12 protein-coding genes and 4 pseudogenes are annotated in these 15646 nt (G+C 69.4%); 8 read left to right on the forward strand and 8 right to left on the reverse strand.

The genetic code is table 11. From position 1 onward, the window contains the following. Positions 1 to 282 precede the first annotated feature (282 nt). Complete coding sequence (locus ABT360_RS28505; protein ID WP_351822529.1) at positions 283 to 600, forward strand: hypothetical protein; 318 nt, start codon at positions 283 to 285, stop codon at positions 598 to 600. A gap of 169 nt (positions 601 to 769) precedes the next feature. Here the strand turns inward: ABT360_RS28505 and ABT360_RS28510 are convergent, their stop codons facing one another. Further along, entirely contained in the window at positions 770 to 1888 is a 1119-nt protein-coding gene (locus ABT360_RS28510; RefSeq protein WP_351822532.1) for a magnesium and cobalt transport protein CorA, read from the reverse strand. A 113-nt stretch (positions 1889 to 2001) separates the two neighbouring features. On the opposite strand from ABT360_RS28510, the pseudogene ABT360_RS28515 reads away from it, so the two are divergent. Beyond that, a pseudogene (locus ABT360_RS28515) lies at positions 2002 to 3103 on the forward strand (winged helix DNA-binding domain-containing protein). 157 nt (positions 3104 to 3260) lie between these two features. Here the strand turns inward: ABT360_RS28515 and ABT360_RS28520 are convergent. Continuing rightward, positions 3261 to 3827 carry a putative immunity protein gene (locus ABT360_RS28520; protein ID WP_351822535.1) on the reverse strand — a complete coding sequence of 189 codons (567 nt, stop codon included), beginning with the start codon at positions 3825 to 3827 and terminating at the stop codon, positions 3261 to 3263. 198 nt (positions 3828 to 4025) lie between these two features. On the opposite strand from ABT360_RS28520, the gene ABT360_RS28525 reads away from it, so the two are divergent. Beyond that, positions 4026 to 4313, forward strand: a complete 288-nt coding sequence (locus ABT360_RS28525) for a helix-turn-helix domain-containing protein (RefSeq protein ID WP_351822538.1) — start codon at positions 4026 to 4028, stop codon at positions 4311 to 4313. 663 nt (positions 4314 to 4976) lie between these two features. Then, a complete protein-coding gene (locus ABT360_RS28535; RefSeq protein WP_351822541.1) occupies positions 4977 to 5951 on the forward strand; it encodes a GNAT family N-acetyltransferase in 975 nt (324 codons plus the stop codon). 177 nt (positions 5952 to 6128) lie between these two features. On the opposite strand, the pseudogene ABT360_RS28540 reads toward ABT360_RS28535, so the two are convergent. The 3 genes and pseudogenes from ABT360_RS28540 to ABT360_RS28550 all read right to left on the reverse strand — a co-directional run bounded on the left by ABT360_RS28540 (position 6129) and on the right by ABT360_RS28550 (position 7775). Beyond that, positions 6129 to 6567, reverse strand: a pseudogene (locus ABT360_RS28540) (Imm7 family immunity protein). Positions 6568 to 6588: 21 nt separating this feature from the next. Continuing rightward, positions 6589 to 6974 (reverse strand): annotated as a pseudogene (locus ABT360_RS28545) (transposase); the annotation flags it as partial. 153 nt (positions 6975 to 7127) lie between these two features. Beyond that, on the reverse strand, positions 7128 to 7775 hold the full coding sequence (locus ABT360_RS28550; protein ID WP_351822544.1) for a LysE family translocator: 648 nt from the start codon (positions 7773 to 7775) through the stop codon (positions 7128 to 7130). 338 nt (positions 7776 to 8113) lie between these two features. Between ABT360_RS28550 and ABT360_RS28555 the strand changes: the two genes are divergently transcribed. Both ABT360_RS28555 and ABT360_RS35430 read left to right on the forward strand, forming a co-directional pair. Then, a complete protein-coding gene (locus tag ABT360_RS28555; protein WP_351822547.1) occupies positions 8114 to 9790 on the forward strand; it encodes an AMP-binding protein in 1677 nt (558 codons plus the stop codon). Continuing rightward, positions 9787 to 10091 (forward strand): annotated as a pseudogene (locus ABT360_RS35430) (AMP-binding protein); the annotation flags it as partial. The gene ABT360_RS28555 and the pseudogene ABT360_RS35430, both read left to right, overlap by 4 nt. A gap of 112 nt (positions 10092 to 10203) precedes the next feature. Here ABT360_RS35430 and ABT360_RS28565 read toward each other — a convergent pair. Beyond that, positions 10204 to 10986 carry a hypothetical protein gene (locus tag ABT360_RS28565; protein WP_351822550.1) on the reverse strand — a complete coding sequence of 261 codons (783 nt, stop codon included), beginning with the start codon at positions 10984 to 10986 and terminating at the stop codon, positions 10204 to 10206. Positions 10987 to 11185: 199 nt separating this feature from the next. Between ABT360_RS28565 and gcl the strand changes: the two genes are divergently transcribed. Then, positions 11186 to 12970, forward strand: a complete 1785-nt coding sequence (gene gcl, locus ABT360_RS28570; protein ID WP_351822553.1) for a glyoxylate carboligase — start codon at positions 11186 to 11188, stop codon at positions 12968 to 12970. Positions 12971 to 13037: 67 nt separating this feature from the next. Here the strand turns inward: gcl and ABT360_RS28575 are convergent, their stop codons facing one another. After that, a complete protein-coding gene (locus ABT360_RS28575) occupies positions 13038 to 13934 on the reverse strand; it encodes a peptidoglycan recognition protein family protein (RefSeq protein ID WP_351822556.1) in 897 nt (298 codons plus the stop codon). A gap of 147 nt (positions 13935 to 14081) precedes the next feature. Here ABT360_RS28575 and ABT360_RS28580 point away from each other — a divergent pair, with 147 nt between their 5' ends. Further along, complete coding sequence (locus tag ABT360_RS28580) at positions 14082 to 14243, forward strand: hypothetical protein (RefSeq protein ID WP_351822558.1); 162 nt, start codon at positions 14082 to 14084, stop codon at positions 14241 to 14243. Between the two features lie 679 nt (positions 14244 to 14922). Here the strand turns inward: ABT360_RS28580 and ABT360_RS28585 are convergent. Further along, positions 14923 to 15519, reverse strand: coding sequence for a DUF4352 domain-containing protein (locus ABT360_RS28585; protein ID WP_351822560.1), 597 nt, complete (start codon positions 15517 to 15519; stop codon positions 14923 to 14925). Between the last annotated feature and the right edge of the window lie 127 nt (positions 15520 to 15646).

Consider the following 15646-nt stretch of genomic DNA (forward strand, 5'->3'; position numbering starts at 1 on the left):
CGATGGACGGCTCCTCCGCGCCGGACTTGCGGAGCGTGATCCAGCCGAAGCCGACCGCGGCCGTGGTTCACAAGGCGGTCAAAGGGCGGTCAGGGCGCCCTGCCCGGGCCGGCCCGGAGGCCCGCGCCCCGGGGGCGGCGGGCAGGGGACGCCCCGCAGCATGAAGGGGAAGGCGTACGAGGCGATCTCACCACGGGCCGACGGCAGGAGGGGAGCCGCAGACGGCGGGTCGAGCGCAGTTCATGGCCGTTGCGCGTCCGGGCCGGACATCGTTCTCTGGGCATGCGCGACGACCAGAACCCCCGCCCCCGCTCCCGATCCTCACGGCGGACTTCCCCGCCCGGCAAGCCGCGGATCGCCCGCGACCGGGCGGCCCAGTCCCCGAACTCGCAAAAGCAGGGAGCGAAAGTCTTCTCCCGGCTCGCAGCTGTGGCCGACCTGGCAGGCAAGGGCAAGGAGATCTTCACGGAGATGGAGCGGGCCCTGAACACGACCTGGAAGATCGGCGTCCACGTCCAGCAGTTCTACGCCATGGCCAGGGACCTCGTTGCCGAGGTCCGGGCGAGCACCGCGCCGGACTCCGGTGGCCCGGACCGGTGACCGAGGGCACCAGAAGCACCCTCTATCACAAGCTCAGCGCGGAGCGGCTGGTTGCGCTGCGGGAGCTGGGCCTGGAGTGGGCGTGATGGATCCCAGCCGCTGAGCCGAGCCGCACGCAGCTGTTCCCTCCCGGAACCGCGGCTCATCATCAGTGCATATGGCGTGCCGGCTACAGCCAGTCCCGCCGCTTGAAGATGAAGTACAGGCTCGTGCACACCGCTGCCATCAGCAGGATCGCGAACGGGTAGCCGTAGACCCAGTGCAGCTCCGGCATGTGGTCGAAGTTCATTCCGTAGATCGTTCCCACCAACGTGGGTGCAAAGAGAATGGCCGCCCACGACGAGATCTTCTTGATCTCCTCGTTCTGCTCGAAGCCCGCCTCCGCCAGCGCCCGCATCTCCGCGTTCTGCTGCTGGGTGACCAGGGTGGCGTTGACCGTGAGGATTTCGGTGAGGGCCTGGCGGAAGCCGTCCACGCGTTCGCTGGTGTGGGTGACGTGATCGGCGACGTCCCGCAGGTGGCGCTGGAGTTCCTCGTCCGTGCCGTATTTGGCGAAGCCGGCCATCAGGTTGTGGAGCATGCCGACCAGGGGGCGGGTGGCGCGCTGGAACTCGACCATCTCGCGGGAGAGCTCGTAGATCCGGCGGGAGACTTCCGGGTCGCCCCGGAAGACCTCGGTCTCGATCTCGTCGATGTCGTTCTGGACGCCCGTCACCACCGGGGCGTACCCGTCGACGACGGCGTCGAGGATGGCGTACAGCACCGCTTCCGGCCCCAGGGCCAGGAGTTCCGGGGTCTCCTCCATGCGGCGGCGTACGGCGGAGAGGTCCGGGGCGGCGCCGTGGCGGACCGTGATGAGGAAGTCCGTGCCGAGGAAGACGTGCAGTTCGCCGAAGTCGACCTCCTCCTGGGCGTCGAGGTACCGGGCGGCCCGCAGCACGACGAAGAGGGTGTCGCCGTACCGCTCCAGCTTCGGGCGCTGGTGGGCCTCCATGGCGTCCTCGACGGCCAGCTCGTGGAGGTCGAACTCGGCGGCCAGGGAGAGGAGTTCCGCCTCCGAGGGGCGGTGCAGCCCTATCCAGGCCATGCCGTCCGGCTCGTCACGGAGCTGGCGGAAGGTCTCCGCGAGCGTGCCGGGGGAGGAGACCTTGCGACCGTCCCGGTAGAGCGAGGCCTGCACCACGCTGCCCCGTTCGGGTGACGGGGCGGGATCGGCGGCGGATACGTGGGCGGACGCGGGGGCCGTGGAGCGCCGGCGCCAGTTCGGCTTCTTCGAGGGCAGGGTCATACGGGTCTCACCTCCCGGATGGAACCATATACGTCCCGGTTTGCGCAGGCATGGAGGGATCAGAAACGTGTTAAGGACAGCAGCTGTCCTCAAGGGTGCGTAGCGTGCCGAGCATGGTCTCCCGGAACAAGCCCGTTCTGTCCGCCCGCGCTCTCAACCGCGCCACCCTGGCACGGCAACTCCTGCTGCGTCGTACCCCCATGCCGGCGAAACACGCCGTGGAGCACCTCGTCGGCCTCCAGGCCCAGAACACCAAGCCGCCCTACTACGCCCTCGCCGCCCGCCTCGCGGGCTTCCGCCCCGAGGAACTGTCCGCGCTGATGGAGGGCCGCGAGGTGGCGCGCATCGTCACCATGCGGTCCACCATCCACACGCACACCGCCGACGACGTCCTCGCCCTGCGGCCGCTCGTCCAGGCCGCGCGCGACCGGGAGGTCACGGTGTTCCGCAAGGGGCTGGCCGGCGTCGACCTGGAGCGGCTCACGGCGATCAGCCGCGACCTGGTGGAGGAGCGCCCCCGTACGCCGAAGGAGATCCGCGAGGCGCTGCTCAAAGAGTGGCCGGACGCCGATCCGCTCGCCCTGACCGTCGCCGCGCGCTGCCTGCTGCCGCTGGTCCAAGGTCACCCCGCGCGGCCTGTGGGGGCGCAGCGGCCAGGTGGCCCTCACCACCGCCGAGGCGTGGCTCGGAAGATCCGCCGAGCCGGCGGCCCCGGAGGAGGCCGTCCTGCGCTACCTCGCCGCCTTCGGGCCGGCCTCCGTCAAGGACATGCAGACCTGGTCGGGCCTGACCCGGTTGCGCGACGCCTTCGAACGGCTGCGGCCACGGCTGCTGACCTTCCAGGACGAGTACGGCGTCGAACTCTTCGACCTGCCCGACGCACCCCGCCCCGACTCCGGCACCCCGGCACCGCCGCGCTTCCTGCCCGAGTTCGACAACCTGCTGCTCTCGCACGCCGACCGTACCCGTGTCGTACCGAAGGAGTACAAGGACCGCACCTGGAAGGGCAACCAGGCGTACCGCACCTTCCTCGTCGACGGGTTCCTCGCCGGGATCTGGCGGCCGGAGGAGACGAACGGCGGCGTGACGGTGACGGTGCAGCCGTTCGGGACGCTCACCCGCGAGCAGCGCGCCGCTGTGGCAGAGGAGGCCGAGCGGACGATGACGGTGCTGCTCCCGCAGAAGGCGTGCGAGGTGCGGTTCGGTACGGTCTAAGGCCTGTCCGGCGGATCGTGCAGGCAGATCCCTCCACGGCACCCCGTGCGGTTGCGGCTTCAGTCGGGCCCATTCTGCGTTGGTGAGATCTCCTCGCCCCATGGACATGCCAACGACGAGGGTCCCCGGCAGTCACCAGATCTGTCACGACCAGAGCCTAGCCACCTGTGCGTGCAGTCCCCGCTGGTGGGGACCCACGGAGGGAGGCGTCCAGAGCAGCCATGAGCTGCGCAGCGCGGCTCTTGCCGCTGGGCGCGAGAGGATACCGCTGGAGGATGTCGATCAGGACTGGTGTGGCTCGTTCGCGGGCCTTTTCGATCGCCCTGTTCCCGGCACCGGGATCCTCGCCTGCGTCGATTTCGGCGATGCGTGCCACATTCGCAGCGGCGCGCAGGATGTGACCCACCTGGTGAGCCTTCGCGATCGGGTGCAGGTAAGCGGCAGATGCAGCATCGCCGGCGGCTTGCGCAGCGAGACGTGCAGTTTCGGTGGCAGTCTCCTTCGCCGCTCGGTGAGCGTCCATCGACGTGACGCGCTGAAGCTTGGTCCTGGGCGCACCATTGACGAACTCCCATGCCGCATCGATGGCCGCCCGCGGTCGGGTGTCACCGGGGTTGGCGCCCTCGAACACCGGGAGAACTTCCTGCGCTGTCTCGGCGACATAGCGCGCTACGACTCGCAGTTCGTCCATGGACAGTTCGAAGTCACCGTTCACGCTCGTCACGAAGCCGATCGTCCCACGTTCAGGAGTGGGGCACGCTCGCAGGCAGGCCAGCCCTCTTGGTCCGGGCGAGAGGGGCGAGCTTGGCTCCGTCCATGATCCGGTGGACACCATAGGGCTCCGGCCGTGATCCGCCGGACAGAACCTACTGACCTTCAACGCGTGGTGTCGTAGGGGCTGATGTCTCGTGACCCCTGTGGTATGCCCCGACTGCATGAGGCATGCGCAAGGGGGCGGGCTGACCGACGAACGGCGTGCTTTCCGCGAGCATTGCGGTTGCGCCGCTTTCGCAGGAGCTACACCGTGCAAGGGGTGGCCGCCCTTCTCAAGCGGCACGGCTGGAGCTGCCAGGTCCCCGCCCGGCGGTCGGTCGAGCGGGACGAGAACGTGATGGCCAGCTGGATGAAGGAGACCTGGCCGCAGGGGGAAGGACCGTGGCGGCGCTCGACGCATGGCTCGTCTTCGAGGACGAAGGCGGATTCTCGATGACGCCGCCGACCACCGCACCTGGTCCCGCCGCGGTCATACCCCCGTGGTCCGCGTGCGGGGCCGCTCCCGCCGCCGCTTATCGGTGGCCGCCCTGGCCTGCTACAAGGCCGGCGAGTCCTCGCGGCTGATCTACCGGCCCTGCCCGGACGCCCGGCCCGATGGGCGCAAAAGCTCCTCCTGGAACGGTCGAGGGCATCTGGTCCGTCCTGCGACGCACCACCGTGGCCGATCGTGCCTTCGCCGACCCCGATGACTTGATCACTGCCGTCCGACGCGGCCTCCGCCGGCTCCAGTACCGCCACGACGTCCTCGACGGCTGCCTCACCGGCACCGGCACCGGCCTCCGACGCCGGCCACGATGACGGCGTCGCGCATTCAAGGTCAAGTAGCCATGGCGGATCCCAATAGTTCGCTGGGCGAACTTGTCGACGGCGGTGATAACCATGGGGGCGAGACGGTAGAGCAGGCACCATCGGCGCTCCTCCAGCTCCTCGGAGGCCCCCCGGCGGACCGGGGCCCCAGCGGGTCGTCGATCGCCAGGTAGACGGCCGCCCGGTCGTCAGGGAACGCGGCCGCTCGATCCTTGAGGTACCGCCGAACCTGTCACCTCGCCCGCGGCGCACGTCCGTGGTGCGATGGAACTGGGGGGAAAGGAGAGCGATCATGCCTGCAGCGAAGCGAACGAGTGTCGTCGACTCGGTGTCCGTCCGCCCGCTGGTTGAGCCGGACCTGGATCGGGCCGACGAAATCTTCAGGGTCGCCTTCGGGACCTTCCTCGGGGCCCCTGAGCCGGAGACGTTCTTCGGGACCGCCGACTATGTCCGCACCCGCTGGGCGGCAGATCCACACGCGGCCTTCGCAGCGACCGTCGAGGGTGAGGTCGTCGGATCGAACTTCGCCGCCAACTGGGGCAGCGTCGGGTTCTTCGGCCCGCTGACCGTACGTCCGGATCTGTGGGACCAGGGCATCGGCAGGCTCCTCATGGAACCGGTCATGGCCTGCTTCGACACCTGGGAGAACCGCCACCTCGGCTTGTTCACCTTTTCGCACAGTCCCAAGCACCTCGAGCTCTACCGCCGGTACGGTTTCTGGCCCCGATTCCTTACAGCCATCATGAAGAAGCAGGTCGCCGTCAGTGCCGCAGCCCCTGGCCGAGTTCTGTACGGCGAGCTGACCGCCGCTGAGCGGCCCGATGCACTGAGCCTCAGTCGCGCACTGACGGGGGCCGTGTACGAGGGGCTGAGCTTGGAGCGCGAGATCATGGCCACACAGGCGCAGGGGCTCGGTGACACCATCCTCCTCGAGGCCGCCGACTCCGGCCTCGACGGTCTGGCTGTCTGCCACTGCGGAGCGGGGTCGGAGGCCGGTGAGGACGTGTGCTTCGTCAAATTCGGCGCCGTACGCCCTGGCCCGGACGCCGCGGACCGATTCGAACGACTGCTGAATGCGTGCGAGCAGTTGGCCACCGAGAAGGGACTGGGGCAACTGGACGCCGGAATGAACCTGGCCCGCCAAGATGCCTACCGGCGCATGGTCGACCGCGGTTTCCGTACCTGGCTGCAAGGCGTGACCATGCACAAGCCCAACGAACCTGGCTACAGCCACCCTGACGCCTACGTGATTGACGACTGGCGCTGAGTCCACCGCCATACTCGGGCTCCGGGGAAGACCCGATGTCGTCAGGAGACGACTGACACCAGGACCCCATGCTGAACGACCTGTCGCTGACTGCCCGTCACCGTTTCCACTGACCACGTCGGCATACCGCAGGATCACGAAACGTCAGCTCTACGACACCACCCCCCCCTTTGAAGGTCAATAATCAGTGAAGGGGTTTTCCAGCGTCGGCATGCACGGGGACAGCAGCGCCTCCGTGTGCTGCGTGACCGTGCCCCGGGCGACTCTGAGTACACGTACCTCGCCCTTGGGTCGGGTCCTCGTCATCGCGAATATGCAGAAGGCCGTAGGAGCCGGGAGCAATCTTTGCCACGTGCTCGAACAGACCGACGACATCTGGCGACGAGCGGTGATTGGAATGGCCTCCCAGGTGGATGAACGGCTCGCCGTTCATCCACCTGAGATCAAGAAGGTAGGGACTGGCCATCGGGGCGATGCAAAGCCTGAGTTCATCGACGACCTGCCTCAGTCGGATGTCATCGTCATCAGTTGCTGTCTCCCTGACGGTGATCCAGCCGTGGTATTCGACACGCCGCGATTCTAAGGAGGTCAGTTGGGCCTCGACAGCCGCGGCCACGGCATGATCCGCCGGCAGGTCCTAGTGGCCTGAGTCGGAGATTCGTCGGCAGTATGCGGCGACTTGGTCGAGGATCTCGTCGGCGGCTTCGTCCAGACGAAGGGTCTGGGGTGGTCGTTCCCGTCGGCGAGCCAGCCGCGGATGTCGCGTCCGAGGGCTTGGACGGAGCGGTGGACTCCGCGTTTGAGGTTCTTCTGCGTGAGTTCGGCGAACCACCGCTCGACCACGTTCAGCCAGGACGCGCTGGTTGGCGTGAAGTGCAGGTGGAACCGTGGACGGGCCAGCAGCCACTTCTTGATGCCGGGTGTCTTGTGGGTCGCGTAGTTGTCCAGGATCACGTGCACGTCCAAGCCGTCCGGTACTACCTTGTCGAGCTTGGTCAGGAACTTTCTGAACTCAGCTGCCCTGCCAATCCTGCCGATGATGCCCGGTGTTCCAGAACGGCGAAGTCACGACTGTGTCCGGGCCGGAACCACCATCCTGTTCGCCACCGACAGCGGCGGAATCTTCGGACCCGGAGGACTCATACCGAACCAACGATGAATCTCCGACTCAGGTCACTAGTCCGCGCGCCCCGTCGCCGCCACCGTCACGCCCAGGCCGATCATCGCGAAGCCGCCCGCTCCGCCCACCATCGACAGGCGGCGGTCCGAGCGGGCGAACCAGCCGCGGGCGGCCGCCGCGCCCAGGCCCCACAGGGTGTCGGTGACCAGGCCGATGCAGATGGGGACCAGGCCGAGCAGCAGCATCTGCACGGCCACCTCGCCGGCCGTGTGGTCGACGAACTGGGGCAGCACCGCAGCGAAGAAGACGATGCCCTTCGGGTTCGTGACGCCCACGACGACACCGTCCATCAGTGTGCGGAGATCGCCCCGCGACGTGGCGGGCGGAGGCGTGTTCAGCAGGGCCGCCCTCATCTCCTTGCGGTGCCGGAACGCCTGCACTCCGAGGAAGACCAGATACGCCGCGCCCGCCAGCTTCACCGCCATGAACACGGCCGCCGACCGTTCGACCACCGCCCCGACCCCCAGCGCCACGGCCACCACCAGGACGTACGAGCCCAGCACATTGCCGAACACCGTCGCCAGCGCGGTACGGCGGCCGTGCGCGAGGGCGCGCCCGATCACGAACAGCACGCTCGGGCCCGGAATCACGATCACGAGTACGGACATGGCGGCGAAAGTCAGTACACGGTCCATGGACACCATGACCACACCCTATGCACCCGCGAGACGCGGCGACAGGCCCGCGACCGGCCGACAGCCACGCGACGGTCACGCGTCGGTCGCCGCAACACGCTCCTGGCATGCCTGCACCGCCGGTACGCCAAGAGGCCCGGCCACTCGTGCCGGTACGTCACGGCAACGGTCCCGTCCGCCGGCCGCCGACATCACCGCGACGGCGCGGGCGCAGCAGGGCCGTGCGTATCCCCAGGGCTTCCACCGGCTCGGGCACGGCACCGCTCCTTCACCCCCGTTCCGGGGTAGTGACACCTGGGTCACCGATTACACGATGCCGGTGACGGGTTCCGCGACGAGGAGGACGCATGGCGCACAGGGGCGCGACACAGGAGTTCCGGGAGGCCCGGGACTTCCTGCTGCGGCACCGGGAGGACTACGAGGCGGCGTACGAGGGGTTCGCCTGGCCCCGGCCGGACCGTTTCAACTGGGCGCTGGACTGGTTCGACGTCATCGCCGAGGACAACGAGGCGACCGCGCTGCACATCGTCGAGGAGGACGGCAGCGAGGCGCGCATGAGCTTCGCCGAGATGCGCAGCCGCTCCGACCGGGTCGCGAACTGGCTGCGCGGGCTGGGCGTACGGCCCGGGGACCGGATCGTCGTCATGCTCGGCAACCAGGTCGAGTTGTGGGAGACCGCCCTGGCCGCCATGAAGCTGCGGGCCGTCGTCGTCCCCGCGACACCCCTGCTCGGTGCCGCCGACCTCGCCGACCGCATCGAGCGCGGCCGGGCGCGGCATGTGATCGTGCGCGACGAGGACACCGGCAAGTTCGAAGGCGTCCCCGGGAACTACACCCCCATCGCCGTCGGGGCGCGCGTCCCGCACTGGATCGCGTACGAGGACGCCTACGCGGCGTGCGAACCCTTCGTACCCCACGGCGACACCCGCGCCGACGACCCGCTGATGCTGTACTTCACCTCCGGCACCACCGCTCGCCCCAAGCTCGTCGAGCACACCCACGCCTCGTACCCCATCGGCCACTTGTCGACGATGTACTGGATCGGCCTCAGGCCGGGCGACGTCCACCTCAACATCTCCTCGCCCGGCTGGGCCAAGCACGCCTGGTCCAACCTCTTCGCGCCCTGGAACGCCGAGGCGACCGTCTTCATCCACAACTACACCCGCTTCGACGCTGCCCGTCTGATGGCCGAGATGGACCGCAACGGCGTCACCAGCTTCTGCGCCCCGCCGACCGTGTGGCGGATGCTCATCCAGGCGGACCTGTCCGCGCTGCGCACGCCGCCCAGAGAGGCCGTCGCCGCCGGTGAGCCGCTGAACCCCGAGGTCATCGAGGCCGTACGGCGCGCATGGGGCGTGACCGTCCGGGACGGCTTCGGGCAGACCGAGACGGCCGTCCAGGTCTCCAACAGCCCCGGTCAGCTGTTGAAGGCGGGCTCCATGGGCCGGCCGAGCCCCGGCTTCCGCATCGAACTGCTCGACCCGGTGACGGGGAAGCCGGGCGCGTCGGAGGGGGAGATCGCGGTCGATCTGTCCACCGTCCCGGTGGGCGTGATGACCGGCTACCACGGCGATCCGGAGCGTACGGCCGAGGCGATGGCCGACGGGTACTACCGCACGGGGGACATCGCCGAACGGGACGAACAGGGCTATCTGTCGTACATCGGGCGCCGTGACGACGTTTTCAAGGCCTCGGACTACAAAATCTCGCCCTTCGAGCTGGAAAGCGCGCTGCTGGAGCACGAGGCGGTGGCGGAGGCGGCGGTCGTCCCGGCGCCCGACCCCCTCCGGCTCGCGGTGCCCAAGGCGTACATCGTCCTCGCCGACGGCTGGGAACCGGGACCGGAGACGGCGAAGACCCTGTTCGCGCACTCGCGCGCGGTCCTCGCTCCGTACAAGCGCATCCGCCGCATCGAGTTCGCCGAACTGCCGAAGACCGTGTCGGGGAAGATCCGCCGGATCGAGCTGCGTGAGCGTACGGCGGCGGGCTCGGCGGCGGAGTACGCCGAGGGGGACCTCGCCTGAGCCCCGAGCCCTGCTACGCCCACCGGACGAGCAGCGCCCCTGCTCGGCGACATGAGAGGTGCGAACCTGCCGCGGGCGGGTGGCCCGTCCCCCCGATGGGGAGGCGCTCGTCGACGTGCCGTCCGGCCGCCGATGGAGGTACGCGGCATTCGGCGCCGCGGTGGAGGAGCCGGCGCGCGGGCTGTCGGCGGCCGGGGTCGGCAAGGGCGACCGGGGCGGGATCCGGGCGATGAACTGCCCGGTGGGGGGTACCCATGCGAAGCCACGGGGGAGGGCGCTCACGCAGTACGTCACCGCCCGGGCCCCGCGGTGGTGAGCCGCCGGGCCGCCCGGGGGCGCCGTCCCGCCGCCGCGGCACCGCACCGGTACAGCGCGACGAGCGCCATCACGTCGGCGGCGCGCCGGCCGTGCGGTCACGCGCCCCGGGCGACGAGCTCGTCGGCGGCGCCGTTGAGGGGCTGGGGGGTGCCGGTGAGGTCCATGACGAACAGCGGCAGCCGGAGCCGGTCCGCGCGGACGCGTGCCCTGTCCTCGTATCCGGCCAGGGAGAACGACACGCTCGTCGCCGATGCCGCGAGGCCGGTCAGCCACAGGCACTCGACGGCCCGCAGCGACGTGGGCCGGGTGGTCGGGTCCACCTGGGCGACCAGGCCGGGGCCGCGCAGGTCGACGCCGAAGCCGGAACCGGCTCCGGAGCGCTCCTCGGGCTGGACGACGTCACGGAAGCCGAGCCAGCGGAGGTAGAGCGCGGCGGTGGTGACCGCGTCCCGCGCGGTGCGGATGGTCACCGGCCGGAAGGAGGGGCGCGGTACGGCGGCGGTGCGCGGCAGCGGGATGTGGGCGGGCACCGTCGAGACCCCGGTCGTGGAGGCGGTCGCACTGGGAGGCGGGCCCGCCGGGCCGGATCCGGCCGGGGGCTGCGTCGGCGCGGCGGTCACCGGCCGTACCGGGACGCGCAGCACCGTGCCGCACGGGCAGCCCAGCTCGGGCTGCGGCCACTGGTCCTGGCGCCCGCACGCCGTGCAGCGGACGGTCACCCACTCGTCGGTCCAGGTGCGGTGGGTGATCGGCTCGGGAGGTGCGCCTTTGAGCAGGGGAGGGACGACGGGGGCGCCGCACGGGCACGGGTAGACGGGTGGCGCGTAGCCGTGCGTACGCCGGCAGGCCGGGCAGCGAACCGGGACGTTCTCTCCCACGTATGACCCCCTTCGATTCCGTCACCCATGGTCCACCAAGGGCGACCACTTGGGGAGGGAGTTCGGCCATCCCTTGACTGCTTCTCTTCTGCCCCCTAGATTACTTCCATATAGCAGAACTACACTTCCGCATTACGGAATCGAAGCTCTCAGGTGGCGCGACAGAGCACGAATCCGCTGGCCGAAGCAGGAGCACCCAATGCCTCGTATGACCGCCGCCCGAGCGGCAGTTGAGATCCTCAAGCGCGAAGGCGTCACCAACGCGTTCGGTGTGCCGGGCGCGGCGATCAACCCCTTCTACCGGGCCCTCAAGGAGGGCGGCGGGATCGACCACACGCTCGCCCGCCACGTCGAGGGCGCCTCCCACATGGCCGAGGGCTACACCCGCACCAGCCCCGGCAACATCGGCGTCTGCATCGGCACGTCCGGCCCGGCCGGCACCGACATGATCACCGGCCTGTACTCGGCCATCGGTGACTCGATCCCGATCCTGTGCATCACCGGCCAGGCCCCGACCTCGGTGATCCACAAAGAGGACTTCCAGGCCGTCGACATCGCGTCGATCGCCAAGCCGGTCACCAAGGCCGCGACGACCGTCCTGGAGGCCGCCCAGGTCCCCGGCGTCTTCCAGCAGGCCTTCCACCTGATGCGCTCCGGCCGTCCCGGCCCGGTCCTCATCGACCTGCCGATCGACGTCCAGCTCACCGAGATCGAGTTCGACCCCGAGACGTACGAGCCGCTCCCGGTCTACAAGCCGGCCGCGACCCGCGCGCAGATCGAGAAGGCGATCTCATTCCTCCTGGAGTCGGAGCGCCCGGTCATCGTCGCCGGCGGCGGCATCATCAGCGCCGACGCCTCCGAACTGCTGGTCGAGTTCGCCGAGATCACCAACACCCCGGTCATCCCGACCCTCATGGGCTGGGGCACCCTGCCCGACGACCACGGGCTGAACGCCGGCATGGTCGGCGTCCAGACCTCGCACCGCTACGGCAACGCGAACTTCCTGGAGTCGGACTTCGTCCTCGGTATCGGCAACCGCTGGGCCAACCGCCACACCGGCTACAAGCTCGACGTCTACACCAAGGGCCGCAAGTTCGTCCACGTCGACATCGAGCCCACCCAGATCGGCAAGATCTTCGCCCCGGACTACGGCATCGCCTCCGACGCCAAGGCCGCCCTGGAGCTCTTCGTCGAGGTCGCCAAGGGGCTGAAGGCGGCGGGCAAGCTGCCCGATCGCTCCGAGTGGGTCGCCTCCACCCAGGAGCGCAAGGCCACCCTCCACCGCCGTACGCACTTCGACAACGTGCCGATGAAGCCGCAGCGCGTGTACGAGGAGATGAACAAGGCCTTCGGCCCGGAGACGCGCTACGTCACCACCATCGGCCTCTCCCAGATCGCCGGCGCGCAGATGCTGCACGTCTACAAGCCGCGCCACTGGATCAACTGCGGCCAGGCGGGCCCGCTCGGCTGGACCATCCCGGCCGCCCTCGGTGTCGCCACCGCGGACCCGGAGGCCCAGGTCGTCGCGCTGTCGGGCGACTACGACTTCCAGTTCATGATCGAGGAGCTGGCGGTCGGTGCGCAGCACCGCATCCCGTACGTCCACGTCCTGGTGAACAACGCCTACCTGGGCCTGATCCGTCAGGCGCAGATCAACCTGGACATCAACTTCCAGGTCAACCTGGAGTTCGAGAACCAGAACTCCCCGGAGCTGGGCGTCTACGGCGTCGACCACGTCAAGGTCGCCGAGGGCCTGGGCTGCAAGGCCATCCGGGTCACCGAGCCGGACCAGCTGCTGCCGGCCTTCGAGGAGGCCAAGAAGCTGGCCGCCGAGTACCGCGTCCCGGTCGTCGTCGAGGCGATCCTGGAGCGGGTCACCAACATCTCGATGAGCAAGACCATGGACATCAGCGACATCTCCGAGTTCGAGGAGCTCGCCACCGAGCCGGGTCACGCCCCGACGGCGATCCGCCCCCTGGTCTGAGCCGAACGGCGAACGGCCCCCGCCCCGGAATCCCCGGGACGGGGGCCTTTCCCGTCCTCGGGTGCCGTCACGTGGACCAGCGCAGTGCGCGCAGCACCCGCCAGGTGACCCGGGCGGCGCGGTCGGCCAGGATCTCGACCCGTAACACCTCATTGGCGTCCAGGACGCCGTTGCGGGTGACGGCGACGTTCAGCACCCCGTTCGCGCCGATCGTGCCGACGTCCATGGGGAGGTCGAGGGAGCGGTGCTTGGTGGTGAGGTGGTAGTCCTGGAAACGCATGGTGACGCGCGTCCCGGCCTGGCCCTTGACCGTGGCGTACGCGGTCGCGGAGTAGGCGCACGGCCCCTGGAGGAGCGCGGCGTCGTTGGCCATGGCCAACTGCTTGTACTTGCCCGCCTCCAGGGCGGGGCCACCCTCCTGGGTCTCATTGATGACGGTCGGCATGGGGTCCTCCTGTGACGGGCCGTTCACCCGGGCGACGATCCCCGGGAAGACGACGTTCTTGAACTGCCGCACCCGGGCGTCACCGGGGCAGGCCGTCCCTCCGCTCGACCACGCGGCGTGCAGCCGGTGGTAGCCGTAGCCGGGATCGGACGCGCTGCGGCAGATCCGCAGCGGGATGCCGTGCCGCTGGTGCAGCCACACCCCCAGCTGGATCAGCCTCTCGACCTGCTTGTCGGTCCAGGGGTCGGTGTGCTGGAGATTGGACGCCGTCTCGATGGACACCGCCCCGGTGCCGTCGGGGCGGCGGTTGGCCTGGTAGTTGGCGTCCGCGCGGGTCTCGGTGCCGATGTACTGCGCGAGGTCGCCCTCGTACCCCAGCCCGAAGTGACTCTCCAAATTCGACGAGTCACGCCAGTACTCGTACATCCGCCGGGCGGTCCAGGGAGCGGCGATGCTGTGCAGGATGAACTGGGTGGGCCGGATCGCCGGCTGGGCGTCCGACTCGGGCTGCAACTCCATGCGTGTCGCAGCGGGATACCACGCCATGGCCCCCCTTCCCGGAGCTCTTGACAGGTACGCGGTTCATGTACGTCCCGTGATGGTCCTACCCACCGTGAGTAACCAACATCCATGCGCAGGGTCGCCGAATCGGGGTACCCGGCCCCCATGGCAGAGGTTGTGGATGCGGACGAACTGCTCCGCCGGATCCGGGTCACCCGGGACTGGGCACGACGACAGGAGCAGCAGGCACCGGACGAGATGTCGGCAGCGGCGTACGAGGCGGTCAGGAGGGCGCTGGACAAACTGATCGACCCGTCCTCCGGCTAGCGAGGGCGCGGCCGGGTGAGTACCGGGCCGCCGGGCCGCCGGAGACCCGCCTGGTGCCGGCGGCCGGTGGCGGTCGCCGAGGGACGCGCCCAAGCGGCCCGACCCGGCCTCCTCGCCGGACAGCTCGGCCCTGCCCCGGTGCGAGAGCTCCACCTGATGGAAGGTCTCCCCCTTGGGGAGGTTTTCGACGGCCACGGCGAACTCGCAGACGCCGAGGGTCAGCTCCGACGCGCCCGGGTGGAACTTGCCTGTCAGGGTGAACACTTCGGGTCGCTCGGCGCTACGGCCGCGTGTGGCCGCGTGTGATCGTCCAGGCCGACCCCACCGCTCCGGCACCGACCAGCAGGCCCACCAGCCCGGCGAGAGCCTCCCTCGCCCGGCCGCGGGCGGCTCCACCTGTGGCGGCGGCGAGCACGGCGGCAGCGGAGGCCGCGGTGGTTCAGCCGGGTCGCGGCGTCCGGGTGCGCCGAGCCGGCGTGGTGGGCGTCCCGCCCCACCGGGCGCTGTTCCGGTGGGGCGGGCTTCGGTAGCACCAGCACGCAGCAGCCATCAGCGTGCTGTTGGGACATGGTTCACGGTACGGCGTGGCACTGACAGTCGGCCGGCTGCTTGCCCGTGCTGGGCGTCCTGGTTTCTCGTCGTCGCCACCGCGTCCGCACAAGTCCGCCATGCTCACGGTTCAGGACACGTCGCCGCGCGTACCGTCACCGAGGAGGCCATCGACGTACGTCACGTACTTCGGGGCGAACGCTCCCTCACCGGTGATCACGCCGGTGATCTTCTCCCCGGGTGCAAGGTCGACCGTGTCCATCTGCCGCTCGTCCACGCCCAACTCGGCGGTGTGCTTGCTGCCCGTGGTGTCAGTGATGCTGAAGTACAGCGGGTTGATGTCGATGGTCTTGCCGCCGCGATTGGTGACGGTGACCGAGACGCTGGTGTACGTGCCACCGTCGTGGAGGACACTCGGACTGAAGGCCGTCCTCTTCGCCGTGACCTCCACCGGTTTCTCCTCGGCCTTCTCCGGGGCTGCCGGCTTCTCGGCGGGCTTGGCGTCCGGCTCGCGCGAGCCAACGGAGGTGACGTCCTTCCTCCCGGTGTCCTCGCTACCGCCGACGAGCGCGCCGAGGACTATGAGGGCGGCGAACACGCTGCCCAGGGTGATGGCGACGATCGCGCCGGTGCCGAGGCGCTTCCTCGGCGGCGGCGGCGGGTACGGGACGTACTGACCCGGCTGGGGCGGATGAGAATGGTGGCCGGAGGGCGGCTGATGATTCACGGTTTCCCCTCGGTGCGGCGGTGGCAGCGGCAGTGGTGTGGGGGATGGTGAACGTACCGCTGCGGACCCACGGTGCGTGGGGAGTTCGCCGGATTGCCGCGTGTTGGGGAACGACGCGATCGGCGTC

This window comes from Streptomyces sp. NPDC000229 (genome assembly GCF_040300825.1).
Classification (GTDB): domain Bacteria; phylum Actinomycetota; class Actinomycetes; order Streptomycetales; family Streptomycetaceae; genus Streptomyces.